The sequence below is a fragment of the Pseudomonas sp. S3_A09 genome (assembly GCF_054668065.1).
In genome coordinates this window covers 4,374,565-4,392,506 of sequence record NZ_CP162752.1, presented here as the reverse complement: position 1 = coordinate 4,392,506, position 17,942 = coordinate 4,374,565, and the positions used below count along the sequence as shown (strand labels likewise).

Annotated in this window: 13 protein-coding genes and 1 pseudogene; 7 read left to right on the top strand and 7 right to left on the bottom strand. The window is 60.5% G+C overall.

Translation table 11 applies throughout. The features are described from left to right. Positions 1-208 precede the first annotated feature (208 nt). From AB4N92_RS20430 to AB4N92_RS20405, 6 genes and pseudogenes are all read left to right on the top strand, one after another. A complete protein-coding gene (locus AB4N92_RS20430; RefSeq protein ID WP_010211895.1) occupies positions 209-1,015 on the top strand; it encodes a TatD family hydrolase in 807 nt (268 codons plus the stop codon). Positions 1,016-1,066: 51 nt separating this feature from the next. Beyond that, positions 1,067-1,675 (top strand): annotated as a pseudogene (locus tag AB4N92_RS20425) (methyl-accepting chemotaxis protein); the annotation flags it as partial. 33 nt (positions 1,676-1,708) lie between these two features. After that, entirely contained in the window at positions 1,709-2,593 is an 885-nt protein-coding gene (locus AB4N92_RS20420) for a methyl-accepting chemotaxis protein (protein WP_373422441.1), read from the top strand. Positions 2,594-2,791: 198 nt separating this feature from the next. Continuing rightward, positions 2,792-7,510, top strand: a complete 4,719-nt coding sequence (locus tag AB4N92_RS20415) for an RHS repeat-associated core domain-containing protein (protein ID WP_460128060.1) — start codon at positions 2,792-2,794, stop codon at positions 7,508-7,510. After that, positions 7,467-7,880: a hypothetical protein gene (locus tag AB4N92_RS20410; protein WP_156046213.1), complete on the top strand. Its 414-nt coding sequence runs from the start codon at positions 7,467-7,469 to the stop codon at positions 7,878-7,880. Before AB4N92_RS20415 ends, AB4N92_RS20410 begins: the two co-directional genes overlap by 44 nt. 137 nt (positions 7,881-8,017) lie before the next feature. Next, positions 8,018-8,380 (top strand): Mpo1-like protein, encoded by a 363-nt coding sequence (locus tag AB4N92_RS20405; protein WP_010211905.1) that lies wholly within the window; start codon positions 8,018-8,020, stop codon positions 8,378-8,380. 2 nt (positions 8,381-8,382) lie between these two features. On the opposite strand, the gene AB4N92_RS20400 is transcribed toward AB4N92_RS20405, so the two are convergent. The 3 genes from AB4N92_RS20400 to AB4N92_RS20390 all read right to left on the bottom strand — a co-directional run bounded on the left by AB4N92_RS20400 (position 8,383) and on the right by AB4N92_RS20390 (position 10,355). Continuing rightward, on the bottom strand, positions 8,383-9,180 hold the full coding sequence (locus AB4N92_RS20400; RefSeq protein WP_047541571.1) for an acyl-CoA thioesterase: 798 nt from the start codon (positions 9,178-9,180) through the stop codon (positions 8,383-8,385). 90 nt (positions 9,181-9,270) lie between these two features. Next, a complete protein-coding gene (locus AB4N92_RS20395; RefSeq protein WP_236267643.1) occupies positions 9,271-10,032 on the bottom strand; it encodes a CHAD domain-containing protein in 762 nt (253 codons plus the stop codon). Positions 10,033-10,076: 44 nt separating this feature from the next. Continuing rightward, a complete protein-coding gene (locus AB4N92_RS20390) occupies positions 10,077-10,355 on the bottom strand; it encodes a hypothetical protein (protein WP_003172685.1) in 279 nt (92 codons plus the stop codon). Between the two features lie 216 nt (positions 10,356-10,571). On the opposite strand from AB4N92_RS20390, the gene AB4N92_RS20385 reads away from it, so the two are divergent. Further along, on the top strand, positions 10,572-11,609 hold the full coding sequence (locus tag AB4N92_RS20385; RefSeq protein WP_010211909.1) for a patatin-like phospholipase family protein: 1,038 nt from the start codon (positions 10,572-10,574) through the stop codon (positions 11,607-11,609). Positions 11,610-11,740: 131 nt separating this feature from the next. On the opposite strand, the gene AB4N92_RS20380 is transcribed toward AB4N92_RS20385, so the two are convergent. The 4 genes from AB4N92_RS20380 to kdpB form a co-directional block, all read right to left on the bottom strand. Beyond that, on the bottom strand, positions 11,741-12,430 hold the full coding sequence (locus AB4N92_RS20380) for a response regulator (RefSeq protein ID WP_010211910.1): 690 nt from the start codon (positions 12,428-12,430) through the stop codon (positions 11,741-11,743). Between the two features lie 37 nt (positions 12,431-12,467). Continuing rightward, positions 12,468-15,119, bottom strand: a complete 2,652-nt coding sequence (locus AB4N92_RS20375) for a sensor histidine kinase (RefSeq protein ID WP_021490934.1) — start codon at positions 15,117-15,119, stop codon at positions 12,468-12,470. A gap of 146 nt (positions 15,120-15,265) precedes the next feature. Further along, positions 15,266-15,811 (bottom strand): potassium-transporting ATPase subunit KdpC, encoded by a 546-nt coding sequence (gene kdpC, locus AB4N92_RS20370; protein ID WP_045791171.1) that lies wholly within the window; start codon positions 15,809-15,811, stop codon positions 15,266-15,268. 64 nt (positions 15,812-15,875) lie between these two features. Then, entirely contained in the window at positions 15,876-17,933 is a 2,058-nt protein-coding gene (gene kdpB / locus AB4N92_RS20365) for a potassium-transporting ATPase subunit KdpB (protein ID WP_010211913.1), read from the bottom strand. Positions 17,934-17,942: the final 9 nt, after the last annotated feature.

Below are 17,942 nucleotides of genomic sequence, written 5' to 3'. Positions count from 1 at the left end.
CGCGCTCGCGAAAAACGAGGCGGTGGGTGTCAGAAACAGAGCGCTTTATGCGCAGGCTTTGCGCGCAACGGTGGCACAGGGTAAGGCGTTCGGCCCACCACAATGAACTTGCGACGTTCAAAGACAGCTATAACTCGTTGTAGTTCTTCGTTTTTCTTATAAATCTACAGCTCTGATATGCTTTCCGGCCGCAGGCGGAGATAGCACCATGCAACTCATTGATATCGGCGTCAACCTGACCAACTCCAGTTTCGACGAGAAGCACCAGGCTGTACTCGACCGAGCCTACGCCGCCGGCGTACAGCAATTGGTGCTCACCGGCACCCACATTGAGGGCAGCGAACAGGCCTTGGAGTTATGCGAAAAACTGGATGAAAGCGGCCAACGCCTGTTCAGCACCGCGGGTATCCACCCCCACTCCGCCAGCGACTGGAACGGCGACAGCGCCAAGCGTCTGCGCGGTTTGCTCAGCGAAAGCCGCGTACGGGCTGTGGGTGAATGCGGGCTGGATTTCAACCGGGATTTCTCCCCGCGACCGCAGCAGGAAAAAGTCCTGGAAGAACACTTGGCCCTGGCCGTCGAGCTGAAGTTGCCGGTGTTCCTCCACGAACGTGACGCCAACCAGCGCCTGTTGGAAATTCTCAAGGACTACCGCGACCATCTCACGGCCGCCGTGGTGCATTGCTTTACCGGCGAACAGCAGGCGTTGTTCAGCTACCTCGACCTGGACTTGCACATCGGCATCACCGGCTGGATCTGCGACGAACGCCGTGGGACACACCTGCACCCACTTGTCAGGGAAATTCCTCGTGAGCGTCTGATGCTGGAAAGCGACGCCCCTTATCTGCTGCCACGCACCCTGCGCCCCAAGCCGAAAAATGGCCGGAATGAGCCGGCGTACCTACCGGAAGTCCTGCGCGAAGTCGCCCTGCATCGAAACGAAAGCATGGAAGACCTCGCCCGCCACAGCACGGCATGCGCCCGTCGCTTTTTTGGACTGCCTGAAGTGGATTGATGCGGTGCATTGACCCACGTCAAAACCGTTTGACTCGATAGCGGCACAATAATGGCACCTTGCCAATGCTGTTTCCGCTATCAGAGAAAACCTTCCATGGGTGCCTGGCTTAGCAATATCTCGCTGAAGTACAAATTCTGGGCCGTCAACGCGGTCGCCTTCATCACTACCTTGCTGCTGGTGCTGTATGCCGTGCAACTTGAACAACAGGCGCGCAGCACGGCCTCCCACGCCTCGGCGCAGGCACAAGCGCGGCTGCTAGACGCCTGGCCGGCTGGGGAAACACTGCCCAAGGGCGAGCACTGGCTGACGTTCAAGCGCGGCCAAATCCCACAATTGGCCGATCAGGATCTGTCAGCCCTGGGCAGCGCCACGGGTTGGGTCGAGTTCAACCCTATGCCCGTGTTCGGTGATAACCCGCTGCTGGGCGCTGAAGTCGTCGCCCGCCCTGATGGTCAATACATTGCCGTCCTTGCCTACGCGCCCAGCTTGAGCCAAGTGTTCGAGGAACGCTTCGCCAATTATGCAGTGGCGGTCCTGATCCTGATGCTGGCGATGCTCGGCGCGTCGCAATTGCTGATCCGCTTCCTGCTCAGTCAGCTCAACACCCTCAAGGACGTGATGCTGCACGTAGAGAAAACCGGCGATCTGTCGGCTCGCGTGCCCTTGGCGTGCAAGGACGAAGTCGGCCAGATGGCCAGCGCGTTCAACGCGATGCAGGCCGGTTACCAGCGCGTCGTGAACACCGTGGCGCACACCGCCCGGCAACTGGACGATGGCGCCGCACGGCTGGCCAGCAGCATGAACGAGGTACAGCACGGCATGCTCGGCCAGCAAAGTGAAACCGACCAGGCCGCCACCGCCATCAACGAGATGACTGCAACGGTTCATCACATTGCCCAACACGCAGGCGCCACAAGGGATCTCTCCCAGACCGCCGATACCCTCGCCGGCAGCGGCCAGGAAGTGGTCACCCGGGTACAACGCTCGATCGCCGGCCTGTCCACCGGCGTGCAACAAACCGCCGTAATGATCCAGAAGCTCGCCGAAGACAGCCAGAAAATCAACGGCGTGGTCAGCGTGATCCACAGCATCGCCGAGCAGACCAACCTGCTCGCCCTCAACGCCGCCATCGAAGCCGCCCGCGCCGGAGAAATGGGCCGTGGCTTCGCCGTGGTCGCCGACGAAGTGCGCAACCTGGCCAAGCGCGTGCAAAGCTCCACCGATGAAATCACCCGCATGGTCTCGGCCCTGCAAGCGGGCACCCGCGACGCGGTGGACTTCATGCAGGAAAGCTCATTCAAGGCCGACGACTGCGTGCATCAAGCTCAGGAGGCCGGCGCCGCGCTCGCCGAAATCACCGGTGCCGTGGCGCAGATGCGCGAAAGCAACACCCAGATCGCCGTCGCCGCCGAACAGCAAAGCCACGTGGCCGAAGAAATGAATCGCGCGGTCGTCAGCATTCGCGACGTGACCGAGAACACGGTGCAGCAGACCGTCGACTCGGCGACCACCAGCAATCAACTGGCCACCCTGGCCGGAGAACTGAGCAAGGCGATTGGGCAGTTGAAGCTGTAGGACTGTTCAACCTGTAATCTCCCTCCTACAACCGAGCCTCGGTTTACCCGAGGTCTTGGCGAAACTTCCTAGCCTTCCTGGCGAATAACGCCGACTTCTTTTCCCTGCCAACCTCTCCAAAGTCTCTCGCCTGACCAATCAGCGCGAGGGACCGCCGATGCTCTTCTCTATCAGTGCCCCACTCAATGGGGCCGTTTCATGATTCCCGTTATTGCGCAGTTCGTCCTCTACCCCATGGATGCCGAAACGCCGGACGTGGAAACCGTCTTTCGTGACTTCAGGTCGTGCCTGAACTCATTTGACGAATGGGCCGAGAGCTTCTGGAGTGGTTCAGCGCTGGACGTGGAGCAAGTATTCAGAGTCGGGGAAGACGTTGCCCTCGTCGCTCCCGCGTCCTCCAAAAAACCCAATCGCACGGTCGCCGTCTGCAAGGCTCAGGGCTCATTGACCCTGGTGCACATGTTTGAAAGCACGCGGTTTGTTCCTATCGGCAATACGCCGGTGATGCTGCAAGCCATCGGATCGGACGGCAAGCCGTTCGGTGCCCCTATCCGACGAACCATCGATGCCAGCGGCATTCTTGAAGTCAACGAGTGCGTCCGCGATCAACGCTACCAGGTCACCTTTTACCCCAACGTTTCCAAGGCACACGTCAAGGCGCTGTATGCGTCTTATCAGTCGGTGATCGCCGGGCTGGAACATCGCCTGCGTGATGAATGGACGAAGACCTTCAAGCCGCGATGGAAAGACTTCGCCAGCGCCACGCCGTTCGAGCGAAGTGCGATGCAGGGCGTGGCGTTTGCGGGTGGGATCGGTAAGGCGCTCTATAACCTCTGGGATAACGTCACGCAACTGTACGACCTGTTGGCGGACCTCAAGGCCAATAGCGAGAAATTGCTGCAGTACATCACCCAGGCCGAACTGGACGAGCTGCTGAAACTGGGCAAGGACGCCATCGCCCATGGCCTGCTGATGCTGAGCGATGAGCCACTGTTGTTCATCTATCTGTCGGCAATGGTCGCCTGGATACGCATGCTTGCGCCGCCAGAGATGTATGAACTGGCGGGCGAAATCACCGGTGAGGTGCTGATCAATCTGTTTTTGATCTGGACGACGCGGGGCATGGGCGTACACGTTCGACTGGGTCTGCAGGTGTTGGGGCCTATCAAGTCGGGTCGCGTGCGTAGATGGCTGGAAAGGCTGGCCGATCAGCTCGTCGGGCCTCGGTGGGACGCGCATGTCGAAGCGGCCAAGCCGTTGTTGCTGGGCAGCGCGGCGACGCCGATCAGAGTAATTCCGGATGTGCCATTGAAGGTTGGGGATCAGGTGGTTGCCAACCCGGTACCGCTGGTTCGGGACAAGGCCACGCAACGGACGGTGTTGGTTCGGCAGGAGCCTGTCGACGATGTGCCTGCTTCTGCTCGAAACCCGGCCGGGAATGTCGCTGCGTCTTCGGACAAGACCGCCACCAACGGGTGCCCGGTGTCGATGGTCACGGGCGAGGAACTGCTGACCCTCACCGATGGAACGCTGGACGGGCTCTTGCCGTTTGAGTGGAGCCGCTTGTACCGCACCAGTGCGGTGGAAATGGACTGCGGGTTGGGGTTTGGCTGGAGTCACTCGCTGGCGCATCGACTGAGTGTTTCCGGGGATGCGGTGGTGTGGACCGATCATGAAAATCGCTCGACTGCCCTGCCCTTGCCCACGGTTTCTCGGTCTGCAATCACCAATAGCCTGGCCGAAGCGGCGATCTACTTGGGGTCGCTGCCCGATGAGTTAGTCCTGTCTCAAGGGTCACGTTTCTACCACTTCCACGACGGTGCGCTGACAGCGATCAGCGATGCGTATGACAACCGGCTGCGCATTTCCCGTAATTACCTGGGGCAGATTGAGCGGTTGGATAACGGCGTCGGGCGCTCGTTGTTTTTGCGCTATGCGTCGGGCCGCATTGTGGCGGTGGATTACCAGATTGAGCGGGCTGTGGATGACGGCCCGTTTGTCTGGGTGACGGAGCAGAACGTTGTTTCCTACGCCTATGACGCTGGTGGACGACTGGTTTGTGCGACCAACGCTGTAGGCGAAAGCGAGGTTTATCGGTACGACGAGCAGCACGTGATTCTTGAGCGTGGCTTGGCCGGTGGAGCGAGTTTCTTTTGGGCGTGGGAACGGGCTGGCAAGGCCGCTCGGTGTGTCCGGCATTGGGCCAGTTTCACGCAGATGGACACGCGGTACGCCTGGGATGACAACGGGCAGGTCACGGTGTTTAACGCCGACGGAAGCCAGGAAGTCTACGTGCATGACCAGCGGGCGCGGCTGGTGCAGCGCGTGGACCCTGACGGTGCCCAACACTTTAAATCCTACGATGACAAAGGCCGACTGACGGTTGAGCAGGATCCGCTGGGAGCGATCACGGCGTATCAGTACGACGAAGCCGGGCGTTTGGTGGCGCTGTTTCCGGGGGACGATGAGCCGACGACCTACGAGCATGACAATGGATTCGTACGGGTTGTAAGGCGGGGTCAGGCGGTCTGGAAATATGAGCGTAATGACCAGGGTGACGTGACGCGCAAGACCGATCCTGACGGCAACGCTACTGACTACAGCTACAACAAATATGGGCAGCTGGTTGGTGTCTGGTACCCGGATCACAGCTGTCATCGGCTGGTGTGGAATGAGCGTGGGCAGTTGCTTGAGGAGCAGTTGCCGAACGGCGTCATCAAGCGCTATTGCTATGACGACCTTGGGCGACAGGTTGCCCGTGAAGATGCACAGGGGGCGCTAACCCAGTATCAGTGGGACAGCGTGGGTCGTTTGATCCGTGTTGTGCTACCAGGCGGTGCCACACGGGAATACAGCTACAACGCTTACGGAAAAATCACCTCCGAACGTAATGAACTCGGCCACGTCACCCGCTACGAATACGCCGACGGCCTGCACCTGATCAGCCGTCGCATCAACGCTGATGGCACCCAGGTCAAATACCGGTACGACAACGTTAGGTTATTGCTGACCGAGATCGAAAACGAGGTGGGCGAAACCTACCGACTCCAATACCACAGCAACGGCCTGATCCAACAGGAAACCGGCTTTGATGGCCAGCGCACGGCTTACGTCTACGACCTCAACGGCAACCTTCAGGAGAAGACCGAACACGGCGATGACGGCAGTCAGCTGGTTACCCGTTACGAGCGTGACCATGCCGGTCGACTCGTAAGAAAAACCCTACCCGACGGCAGCCTTGTCGATTACGCCTACGACCGTCAGGGGAATCTCTTAAGCGTCGAAAACGGCCACTGGGCGTTGGCCTACGAGTACGACAGCCAAAACCGTCTCACCGCCGAACACCAAGGCTGGGGCACGCTGCGCTATGGCTACGACGCCTGCGGCCAACTGCAAAACCTGCGCCTACCGGACAACAACCGGGTGACGTTCAATCATGCCAAAGGCGGCCTGCTTGAGAAGGTCGAGGTAAATGGCCAAACGCTCACCGCTCATCTATTCGACACCGGTCGAGAACACCAAAGAGGCCAGGGAAAGCTGCTCAGCAGTTACCAGTACGACACTCAGGGGCGCCTGTTCAACCACGGACTGTGCAACGTCGAAGGTGCCATTTACCAGCGCCAGTATCACTACGACACATGCGGCAACCTCACCCGGCGCCTAGATGCCCGTAAAGGTGAACACCACTACCACTATGACGCACTGAGCCGCCTCATCCGCGCCGACCACTCCCAAGGTGAGCAGGAACGCTTCGCCCACGACCCCGCCGGCAACCTGCTCATGCAAAACCGCCCCGGCCCCGACATCGTCGCCGGCAACCGCCTGATGATCCAAGGTGACCATCACTACGACTACGACGCCTTCGGCAACCTTATCCGCGAACGACGTGGCAAAGGCCACACCCTCGTTACCGAATACCGCTACGACTGTCAGCACCGTCTGATCGGCATTAAAAAACCCAATGGGCAGACCGCCAGCTACCGCTATGACCCGTTTGGGCGGCGTATCAGCAAAACCGTTGACGGCGTCACTACGGAGTTTTTTTGGCAAGGCGACACACTCATCGCCGAGCACCACGCGAACCGCCATCGCAGCTACCTCTACGAACCGGACACCTTTCGCCCGCTGGCCCTGCTGGAAGGCTTCGGCCCAAAGGAAACCAAGGCCTACCACTACCAACTCGACCACCTCGGCACCCCACAGGAACTCACCAACCCCGACGGCGAAATCGTCTGGTCCGCGCACTACCGCGCCTACGGCGAAATCACCCGTCTGGACATAGCAAAGATCGACAACCCGCTGCGCTTCCAAGGTCAATACTTCGACCAAGAAAGCGGGCTGCACTACAACCGCCATCGCTACTACAATCCGGATATCGGCCGTTACCTGACGCCGGACCCGGTGAAGCTGGCGGGTGGGATCAACACGTACCAGTACGTGCCTAATCCGACAGGGTGGATTGATCCTTTGGGCTTAAGTAATTGCCCAGAAGGAGGCCGATGCAAATCGCAAGCTCGAACAGAAGAGCCAATAGATAAAATCAGGGTAACGAGAGCTGAGCCCAATAGCCCGGCTGTATCAAAACGTCCGACGGAATTTGCCAGCGAGCAAAAACTTAACGAACATTACGACAAGCATGGAACTGAATTTCGAGTAGAAAGCAGTCACGAATACCTACTTGCGGCCCGTCATGTCGTAAGCAAAGGTACACCTGTGCAATACGTGTACAGGGGCACACCAACGATCAGCTATGTTTTACTTATGGGAACAAATAGGACAGGGCAAGCCAAATTTGCTTTTGCAGGATCAAATACAAATGGCCACATAACCACCCTGCACACCAAAAGCGGAAAAGACTTCTGGAGGATGATAAATGGCGACGCCACTGACAAAACCATCAGACCTTACAGCAAATAACTATAAAAGAGCGCGCGTTTTAGCACTCAATGATCAGATAGAAGAAGACATTACGCTGCTCATAGAGGGGACGATTGTAAATTGCTTTATCAGTTATTGCCCCTACGAAATAGAAGTTGGGAAATCCTATGACGTGGAACTGACCTTGAACTTTCCCGACACCTGCGAGCTCGAGCGTGCTGAGCCGAGTGGCTTGTTGGTCGAAAAGATAGCTCCTGGTTATTCCTACATCCTTTACGGTGAGCTTTGTGACGATAAATTTTTTACCTTCACATCGCTGAGCGCTCAAGGCATACACTATGACCATCCAGAATTTAACGAGCACTTTGTCAAATTAAGGGTCGAAAGAATCGACGCCAGTTTTCGCTGAAAAATTTAAAACCCAGCAGTCGCTTAATAGGGGGTGCTTGCTGTCTATGACCCCCATAGCCAGCCACAATTCGCCCCCCCGACCAACCCCACCTAAACTCTCTCCATGCCATTTCAACGGACAGAGGATTCACCATCATGGGCAAACGTCACCCCAACCTTCCCGCCTGGCAATGGCGTAACTACCCGCAGAACCATCAGCACCCGACCAATCTGGCGTTGCACCTGATTGCCGTGCCGCTGTTCATCATCGGGTTTCTGTTGATCGTGTCCGGGGTTTTCAGCCTGAGTCTGGCCAGTTTCGCCGTGGGTGTGGTCGGGATCCTGGCCGGCTTGGCGTTGCAGCGTCATGGCCATAGCCTGGAAGCCGAGGCCAGTGAGCCGTTCAGTGATCGTAAAGATGCGGTGCAGCGACTGGTGGTCGAGCAGTTCGTGACCTTTCCGCGTTTTGTCCTAAGTGGTGGCTGGTGGCGCGCCTGGCGACAACGCCACCGGCATTGAGGTCAGGCAAAGACCACCACAGTCTGGCGGCTGATGGCGATCAACTCGCCGCTCGGGCTCCAAAGGGCGGCGGCGGCGTGGCCGTAGCCGTCGCGGGCGTGCTCGATGGTGACGTGGTACTGGCACCAATCGAGGGTCGTCAGATCCTGCAAGGGCTGGATAAATTCGATGGTCCAAGTCAGGGTGCTTCCGGGTGCCGGCTTTTTCAGGTGCGGCAGCAAAGCCGGAGGCCAGGCATCGACCAGGGCGAGGATATGCGCTTCAGTCAGTGGCTCTTCTTTGACATCTCCGCGTAAGCGAACCCAACCGCCCATGTAACGGGATTTATTGCCGGTGAAGGGTAAGCCGCCGACACTCCAGCGCATCGCCAGGTGGCGCATGAATTCGGGGGTGACGCCCTTGATGTAGGGCAGCTCCTGGCATTCATCCCAATGTTTGAACACCGGTGGCGCTGCGCTCTCGACAGCAATTTCCGACTCACGGGACGCACCGAAACTGGCCTGTACCAATGTCGCCACTTCACCGTTCTGCACCACACGGCCAAGCAATTGGCTGACGGCCTTGCCTTCGCGCAACACTTCGACTTGGTAACTGGCAGGAACGTCCGGCGCTACAGGGCCGACAAAGGTGATGGCCAGCGACCGTAGCGGACGCTCGGCGGGCACCTGGGCACGCAGCGCTTCGTATTGCAATGCGGCCACCAGGCCACCAAAGGTCGCGCGGCCCTGGGCCCATTCGGCAGGGATAATGACATCCAGCGGGTTGCTGCGGGCAGCGTCGAGTAAATCACTAAAGCGCATGGCGGTCTCACATCAACAGGAACAGATGAGCGATCTTAACCATCGGACTAGCCAGGTACAGCGCCTATTCCGGCCAAAAGCCGGACCGGTTCAGAAACAATCGGCGCTGAGTTTTTCCAGCACGCGGTCCGCCTGCCCTTCCGCCTTGACCATGGTGCGCTGCCACACCGCAACACAAGGTCGCAGGTCCACCTGCTGCTCAGCCTGGGCCAGCCATTGCCAGCAATCATGCCAATCCCCTAAAGCGCCCTGCGCGTTTTTCAGACGTGACATCGCGTTGGCAGGCAACTTATCCAATTCGGGATAGGCTTCGGCGGCATAGCGCACCCGCTTGATCAACAACCGTAGGCGGTGCCGGTCATGGTCAGGGTCTTTCAAGGCCTTACCGAGTTGCTGCCACTGCTTGGCCAGACGTTTTTCAATGCGCGGGCGCAGGCCTTTGAGCAATTTCTGATGTTCAGAAGCACGGATAAAACGCGGAAAGGCATCCAGGATCAGCAGCAAATGCGCAAGCTCAGGGCTTTTCGCCACCTGGCGATAGGCCTCAGGTTGCAGACGCAAGCGTCGGTTGGCGGCCTCGTGATGACCGTGTTGGTGCAAATACGCCGCCAGCACCTCGCGGTCGCGTAGCGGCGTCGTCAGTTGGCCGACGGTGCTGGCGGCCAACTCAAGCTGTTCCACCCCCGGCAACCCGCGCAAGGGGCGCAACAGGCTGCGCAAACGGCGCACGGTGGTGCGCAGGTCATGCAGGGCTTCATCGTCGGTAACGGCGGCAAGGCGAGCCTGGCAGCTCAGTAACCCTACTTCCAGGCCAATGACCTGAGCAACTAGCTGATCGACCAAAGCTGACATCCTGCCCTCACTTCCAGATGAAAAGTCCTATTCGCTGCTGCAGGTCAACGCCCGGCGCGAGACTCACGAATATAGAACCGCGCTTTCTCGGCCTTGTTGGAGCAGCCTTCAAACGCTTCAAATTGTTGCTGGGTCTTGGCGCCCGTCAATAACGATAGCGCTTTAGAGTAGCTCACCGTGCCAGCAAAGCCTTCAGCCTTGGCAAGATCCAGCTCTTTCCAGGCAGCGTCCAATTGGCTGCCGCAGCTGTCGCGGTATGCGGTCTTACCGGCACAACCGGCCAGGGCCAGCATGATCACAGGTACACACATCCAGGCTTTCATTGATGACACCTCAAAAAGAAAAAACAGTCGTACGTTGTAGACGTTGCCTACATGGAAAAGTGCCTGTCCCTAGCCTGAAATCGATAGTACCTACATACCAGAGCATACCCGAGCACCGTGGCTATTCTGGAAAAATATCGCAGGTCGCCTGCGAAGATTGAAGCCGCCCCCTCAATGGGTGCATTGTGGCACCCTGCCTTGGGGAGGACATGGACCATGAAAAAACGTGTTGCCTTGGTGCTAGGCTCCGGCGGGGCTCGTGGTTACGCCCACATCGGCGTGATCGAAGAGATCGAACGGCGCGGCTATGACATCGCCTGTATCGCCGGGTGCTCCATGGGGGCCGTCGTGGGCGGGATCTACGCCGCCGGCAAGCTGGATGACTATCGGAACTGGATTGAAAGCCTCGATTATCTCGACGTACTGCGCCTGGTGGACGTGAGTTTTCGCCTGGGCGCGATTCGCGGTGAGAAGGTCTTCGGCCAGATCCGCAAGATCGTCGGCGAGATCAATATCGAAGAACTGCGCATCCCCTACACCGCCGTCGCCACCGACCTGACCAACCAGCAGGAAATCTGGTTCCAGGAAGGCTGCCTGCACCAGGCCATGCGCGCCTCGGCGGCGATTCCCAGCCTGTTCACCCCGGTGATGCAGGGCAACCGCATGCTGGTGGACGGCGGCCTGCTCAACCCACTGCCCATCGTGCCGGTGGTGTCGAGCCATTGCGACTTGATCATCGCGGTCAACCTCAACGCCACCAACCAGAAGCACTACCAATTGCCAGTGATCCAGCGCCCGCCCGCCTTCAAGAGTCGCTTCAACAACCTGGCGAAATCACTCGGTTCGCACTTGCCGTTCCGGCGCAAGCAGGCCGAACAATTGATGAAGCTGGAGCAAGAGGCATTGGAAGCGCAGGCGGCGGAGATCAACCCTTGGCTGGACTCCGCCGAGCCGGAATCCCAGCAACCCGCCGCCGCACCGGAAAAACCCGGCGCACCAAAGTCAGCGACCGGGTCATTTATCATCGATAACGTCGGCCCGGCGTCGCTCCTCGACTTGATCAACCAGAGCTTCGAGGTGATGCAGACGTCGCTGGCGCAGTACAAGATTGCTGGCTACCCGCCTGACGTGTTGATCAACGTGCCGAAGCGGGTGTGTCGGTTTTTCGAGTTTTACAAGGCGCCGGAGCTGATCGCACTGGGTCGGGAGATTGCCAGCGATACGTTGGATCGGTATGAGAGTGAGCAGAGTTGAAACCTGTGGTGCTGCTGATAGCTTCTTCGCGAGCAAGCCCGCTCCCGCATTCGACCGCATTTCAAAGGCGGAACTCGTTCAAGTGTGGGAGCGGGCTTGCTCGCGAAGAGGCCCTGCCAGACGCCAAAAATCTAGGCACTCAGCAACCGATAACCCACCCCCGCCTCAGTCACGATAAACCGTGGCTGTGTAGGATCATCCGCCAACTTCTGCCGCAGATGCCCCACCACGATCCGCAGATAGTGGCTGTCTTCGGTATGGGTCGGCCCCCAGATATCTTTGAGCAATTGCTGCTGGGTAATCACCCGCCCCGGATGCCGCGCCAATTGGGCCAGCACCGCGTATTCCTTGCGGGTCAGCGCCACTTCGGCACCGTCCAGGAGCACACGGCGATAGGCCAGGTCCACGGTCAGCGGACCAAAACGCAAGGCCGCTTCCTGGGCTTCCCCTGCTGGAGCCTGACGCAGCAGCGCGCGCACCCGGGCGAGAAACTCCTGGATGCCAAAGGGTTTGGTCACGTAATCATTGGCTCCGCCGTCAAGCGCCTCGACCTTTTGCCCTTCACTGGCCCGCACCGACAGCACCAACACCGGCACCGTCGACCACTCGCGAAACTCGCGCAGCACCTGCTGCCCGTCCATGTCCGGCAGGCCAAGGTCGAGCACGAGCAAGTCCGGCTTGCTCAGCGCCGCCTGGGCCAGACCTTCGTTGCCGGTGCCGGCCTCTATCACTTTGTAGCCCTGGGAGGCCAGGCTGATGCGCAGGAATTTGCGGATCTGCGGCTCGTCATCAATGACCAAAATCGTCGCGGTCTGGCTCATGGTGTCCCATCAAAATCCGTGAAGAAAACAGGGTAGCTCATGCCTCGCGTTCCAGGCCAGGTTGTGTCGGCAAAGGCAGGAACAAGGTGATGCAGGTGCCACGCCCGTCGATCCCGTCGGCCACGCTGATATGCCCACCATGGGCACCGACCATGCCCTGACAGATCGCCAGGCCCAGTCCTGTGCCCTGCCCGCCGCGATCGCCTCGGGCGGCGGTGTAGAACATGTCGAAAATCTTTGCGCGCTCCTCCTCGGGAATACCCGGTCCTTCATCGGCCACGGCGAAAAACAACTGGTTATCCGACACGCCGGCACTCAACTGCAAGCGGCCTTGCGGCGGCGAAAAGCGCGCGGCGTTTTCCAACACATTGACCAGCGCTTGTTCGATCAACGCGGCGTGCACATACAACAATGGCAGCTCAGCGGGCACGTCGGTACTCACCTTTAACGGTGCCAGCACCGCACGCAGACGGCCGAGGGCACTGCCGACAATATCGCCTGGCGACACCCAATCCCGCGCCAGTTTCAACGCGCCGTGGCCGAGGCGCGTCATGTCCAGCAAGTTTTGGATGTACCTATCGAGACGTTCGGCCTCATCACGTGTGCCTTCGAGCAACTCGCGGCGGTCCTCCAATGGAATGGCCTCACCGAGCGCCAGCAGGCTATCGATGCTGCCGCGCATAGAGGTCAAGGGCGTGCGCAGATCGTGGGACACCGACGCCAGCAAGGCACTGCGCAGTTGCTCGGTCTCACCGTGCAGCCTGGCAGACTCCAACTCCTGGGCCAGTTGCGCCCGCGCCAAAGCCTGGGCCAGCGGTTGGCTCAAGGCGGTGAGCAAGCGACGGCGTTGCCCACTTAACTCCAGTCCAGGCTTGGGACTGACGCCCAGCAACCCCAGCGGGCCCTCCTCGCCCGACAACGGCCACCACCACCAACGCCCGAACGGCAAGGTACCGGTGCCCATGCCCGCCGGCTGGTCATGTTGCCAAGCCCAATCAGCCGCGGCGCGCTCGGCTTCGGTGAGCGTCAGCGGGCCGCCGGTCTCGATCGTCCAACCACCCTGCCCATCGCGATTGACCAGGCACAGGTCCAGGTCGCTCCAGCCTTCCAAGTGATGCGCAGCGGCGCTGACCACCGCCTGACGATCAGTAGCAGCGGTGAGTTTGCGTGACAGGTCGAGCAGTTCGCTGGTTTCTTCCTGGGTATCGCGCAACGCCTGCAACTGCCGGCGTTGACGCGCGGCCAGGTTGCCGGTCAACGCCGCCATCAACAGGAAGAACAACAGGGTCAGCACGTCCTCTTCGCGTTGAATCGAGAAAGAAAAATTCGGCGGAATGAACAGAAAGTCATAGGTCAGGAACGACAACGCCGCACACACCAGCGATGGCCCCAGGCTGCTGCGCACCGCCACCAGCAACACAGCGGCGAGAAACACCAGCGAGATATTCGGCAGCGGCAGGACGCTGGACACTGCCCACGCCACCGCAGCCGCCACCACCGTCGCCACGACCGCCAGCGCATAGTCGAACCACACCAGCCCACGCACATCGGGCAACCTTGGCGGTGCCGGGATATCATCGCTGTCGAGCACGTTGATTTCCAAGCCACGCGCATTACGCAGCAAACGCGCGGCCAGGCCACCACCGAACAGTCGGCGACGCCAACGCATTCGTGACTGGCCGACCAGCACCAGGCTGGCACGGCGCTCGGCGGCGTGCTGGATCAGGGTTTTGGCCACCTCCCCCGCCCGCAGCAACACCACCTCGCCCCCCAGACGCTCGGCCAGTTGCTGGGCATTCTGCAAGCGCAAGCGAAACTGCTCGTCCCGCGCGCGGCCGTTATCGATATGCACCAGGCTCCACGGCAAATGCCGACGCTGCGCGACGCGGCTGGCATGGCGCACCAGGCGCTCGGCCTGCGCATCACCATCCACCCCCACCAGCAGGCGACCGCGCACCGCCGGCGCGGCCTGGCCGAGCTGGCGATAGCCTTGGGCCAAATCGTCATCGACGTGGGCGGCGGCGGTTTGCATCGCTAGCTCACGCAAGGCCATGAGGTTGGTCTGGGTGAAAAACGCATCGATGGCCGCGCGGGCCTGCTCCGGCACGTAGACCTTGCCGTCGCGCAGACGCTCCAGCAGCTCGCGGGACGGCAGGTCGATCAGCAGCAGTTCGTCGGCCTCTTGCAACACCCAGTCCGGCAGGGTTTCGCGCACCTGCACGCCGGTAATGCCGCGTACCTGGTCATTGAGGCTCTCCAGGTGCTGGACGTTGACCGTGGTGAATACGTTGATGCCGGCAGCGAGCAATTCCTGGATGTCTTGCCAGCGCTTTTCATGGCGACTGCCGGGCGCGTTGCTGTGGGCCAGTTCGTCCACCAGCACCAGCCTGGGCTTGGCGGCAAGCAGGCCGTCGAGGTCCATTTCTTCGAGCATCACGCCGCGGTATTCGCTGCGCAGCAAGGGTTGCTGCGGTAAGCCGCTGAGCAAGGCTTCGGTCTCGGCGCGGCCGTGGGTTTCGACCACACCAGCGATCAACTTCACGCCTTGGCGCAGCTGGGTGTGCGCGGCCTGGAGCATGGCGTAGGTCTTGCCCACACCGGGTGCAGCACCGAGGAATACTTTGAGTCGGCCACGGCCGTCCCGGGGCAGATCGGCTAGCAGGGCATCGGCGCGGCCGGAGTCGCTCATGCTTGGGGGTTCCTTCAGGTATTCAAGTATTCGGGCCCACTGAAGATCCAATGTGGGAACGGGCTTGCTCGCGAAAGCGGTCTATCAGTAACAAATACATTGGCTGATACATCGCTTTCGCGAGCAAGCCCGCACCCACAGGAGGTTCAGAGTTTTTCCAGCGCCATGTTCAGCGCCAGCACGTTCACCACCGGCGGGCCCACCAGCGGGCTTTCGATATGCTCATCGAGCAACCGCTGCAGGGTCGACACCGGCACATTCCGCGCCGCCGCCACCCGCGCCAGTTGATAGGCAATCGCCTGTGGTGGCAAGTGTGGATCAAGACCGCTGCCAGAGGTAGTCAGCGACGCCAAAGGCACCGGCCCTTGGCTGCGCACCCACTGCTTGTTCGCGTCATCAAAAATGCGCGTCGCCAGCGCCGGGTTGCTGGGGCCAAGGTTACTGGCACTGCTGGAAACCGTCGCGAAAGCGCCGGCCGATGGACGTGGGTGGAACCAGCTGTCGCCGGTAAAATCCTGGGCGATCAGGCTGGAGCCGCGCACCTTGCCACTGTCGTCGCGCACCAGGCTGCCATTGGCCTGGCCCGGGAAGGCGACCTGGGCGACGCCGGTCACCACCAGTGGGTAGGCAACGCCAGTGATCAGGGTCATGAGCACCAGCAGGCTCAGGGCCGGACGGATCATGTTGGACATTTCGGATTCCTCAATTCGGTCATTGCAACCTGTGGGCACCCATCGGGTACCCGCAGGATTCGGGTCAAACCAGGTGCAACGCAGTCAGTAGCATGTCGATCGCCTTGATCCCCACGAACGGCACAAGGATCCCGCCCACCCCGTAGATCAGCAGGTTGCGACGCAGCAGCGCCGCCGCACTCGCCGCTTGCACACGCACACCGCGCAGCGCCAATGGAATCAGCACCACAATGATCAACGCGTTGAACACGATGGCCGAGAGAATCGCGCTCTGTGGGCTTTGCAGGTGCATCACGTTGAGCGCGCCCAGTTGCGGATAGATCGAGGCGAACAGTGCCGGCAGGATCGCGAAGTACTTGGCCACGTCGTTGGCGATGGAAAAGGTGGTCAGCGCGCCACGGGTCACCAGCAATTCCTTGCCGATCTGCACCACATCCAACAGTTTGGTCGGGTCACTGTCGAGGTCGACCATGTTGGCGGCTTCGCGAGCGGCCTGGGTGCCGTCATTCATTGCCATGCCGACGTCGGCCTGGGCCAGCGCCGGGGCGTCGTTGGCACCGTCGCCGCACATTGCCACCAGGCGACCGTCGTTTTGTTCATGGCGAATGCGCGCGAGTTTTTTCTCCGGCGTGGCTTCGGCCAGCACGTCGTCCACGCCCGCTTCAGCAGCAATCGCAGCGGCGGTCAGCGGGTTGTCGCCGGTGACCATCACGGTGCGAATGCCCAGTTTGCGCAGCTCGGCGAAACGCTCACGGATGCCGGGCTTGACCACGTCTTTGAGGTGGATCGCACCGAGCAACTTGCCATCAGCACACACCAGCAACGGGGTGCCGCCGCTTTGGGCAATCTTGTCGATTTCCCGCGACAGTGCCGGTTGCAAGTCGCGGCGTGGCTGACCGATAAACGCCAACAGCGAATCCACCGCGCCTTTGCGGAACACACGACCCTGGTAGTCGACACCGGACAACCGGGTTTCCGCGCTGAACGGCACGGCGGTCAGCTCATCCGCAGAAGGTTCGGCCTGAGGGTGCAAGGCGCGCAGGTATTCGACGATGGATTTGCCTTCCGCAGTGTCATCCGCCAGGGAGGCAAACAACGCGCCCTCGGCCACTTCCTTGCCGCTGACGCCAGGCGCCGCGACCACCGCCGCACACCGACGGTTTCCGAAGGTGATGGTGCCGGTCTTGTCCAGCAGCAACACGTGCACGTCACCTGCCGCTTCCACGGCACGGCCGGACTTGGCGATCACATTGAGGCGCACCAGGCGGTCCATGCCGGCAATACCGATGGCCGACAACAAGCCGCCGATGGTCGTAGGAATCAGCGTCACCAGCAGTGCGACCAGGAACACCAGGGGCAAGCTGCCGCTGGCGAAATGGGCGAACGGCTGCAGGGTCACCACCACCAGCAGGAAGATCAGGGTCAGGCCGATCAGCAGGATATCCAGCGCGACTTCGTTAGGGGTTTTCTGGCGTTTGGCACCTTCCACCAGGGCGATCATGCGGTCGAGGGTCGACTCACCAGGGTTGGCGGTGATGCGGATCAACAGCCAGTCCGACACCAGCCGGGTGTTACCGGTGACGGCCGAACGGTCGCCGCCGGACTCGCGGATCACCGGTGCGGACTCACCGGTGATCGCGGCTTCATTGACCGCCGCAATCCCTTCGATGACTTCGCCGTCACCGGGGATCATTTCCCCGGCGGCGACGCGCACTACATCGCCTTTGCGCAGGCTGGTGGCCGGCACGACCTTGAAGCTGCCATCGGCCTCCTTGCGGCGAGCGCTCAGGCCTTCGCTGCCGGCCTTGAGGCTGTCGGCACGCGCCTTGCCACGCCCTTCGGCCAAGGCTTCGGCGAAGTTGGCGAACAGCACGGTAAACCACAGCCACACCGCGATCTGCACGGCGACATAGGTTGGCACGGTGGTATCGGGCACGAAGCACAACACGGTGGTGAGGATCGCGGTCAGTTCGACCACCAGCATCACCGGCGAGCGTTGCAGTTGGCGGGGATCCAGCTTGACGAAAGCCTGGACCAGCGCCGGGCGCCACAGGGCGGAGATGGCGGTTTTGGCGGGTTCCTGGGTTTGCACCGGAGCCGCGTTTTTTGCAGGCATATTCATTTTCATATC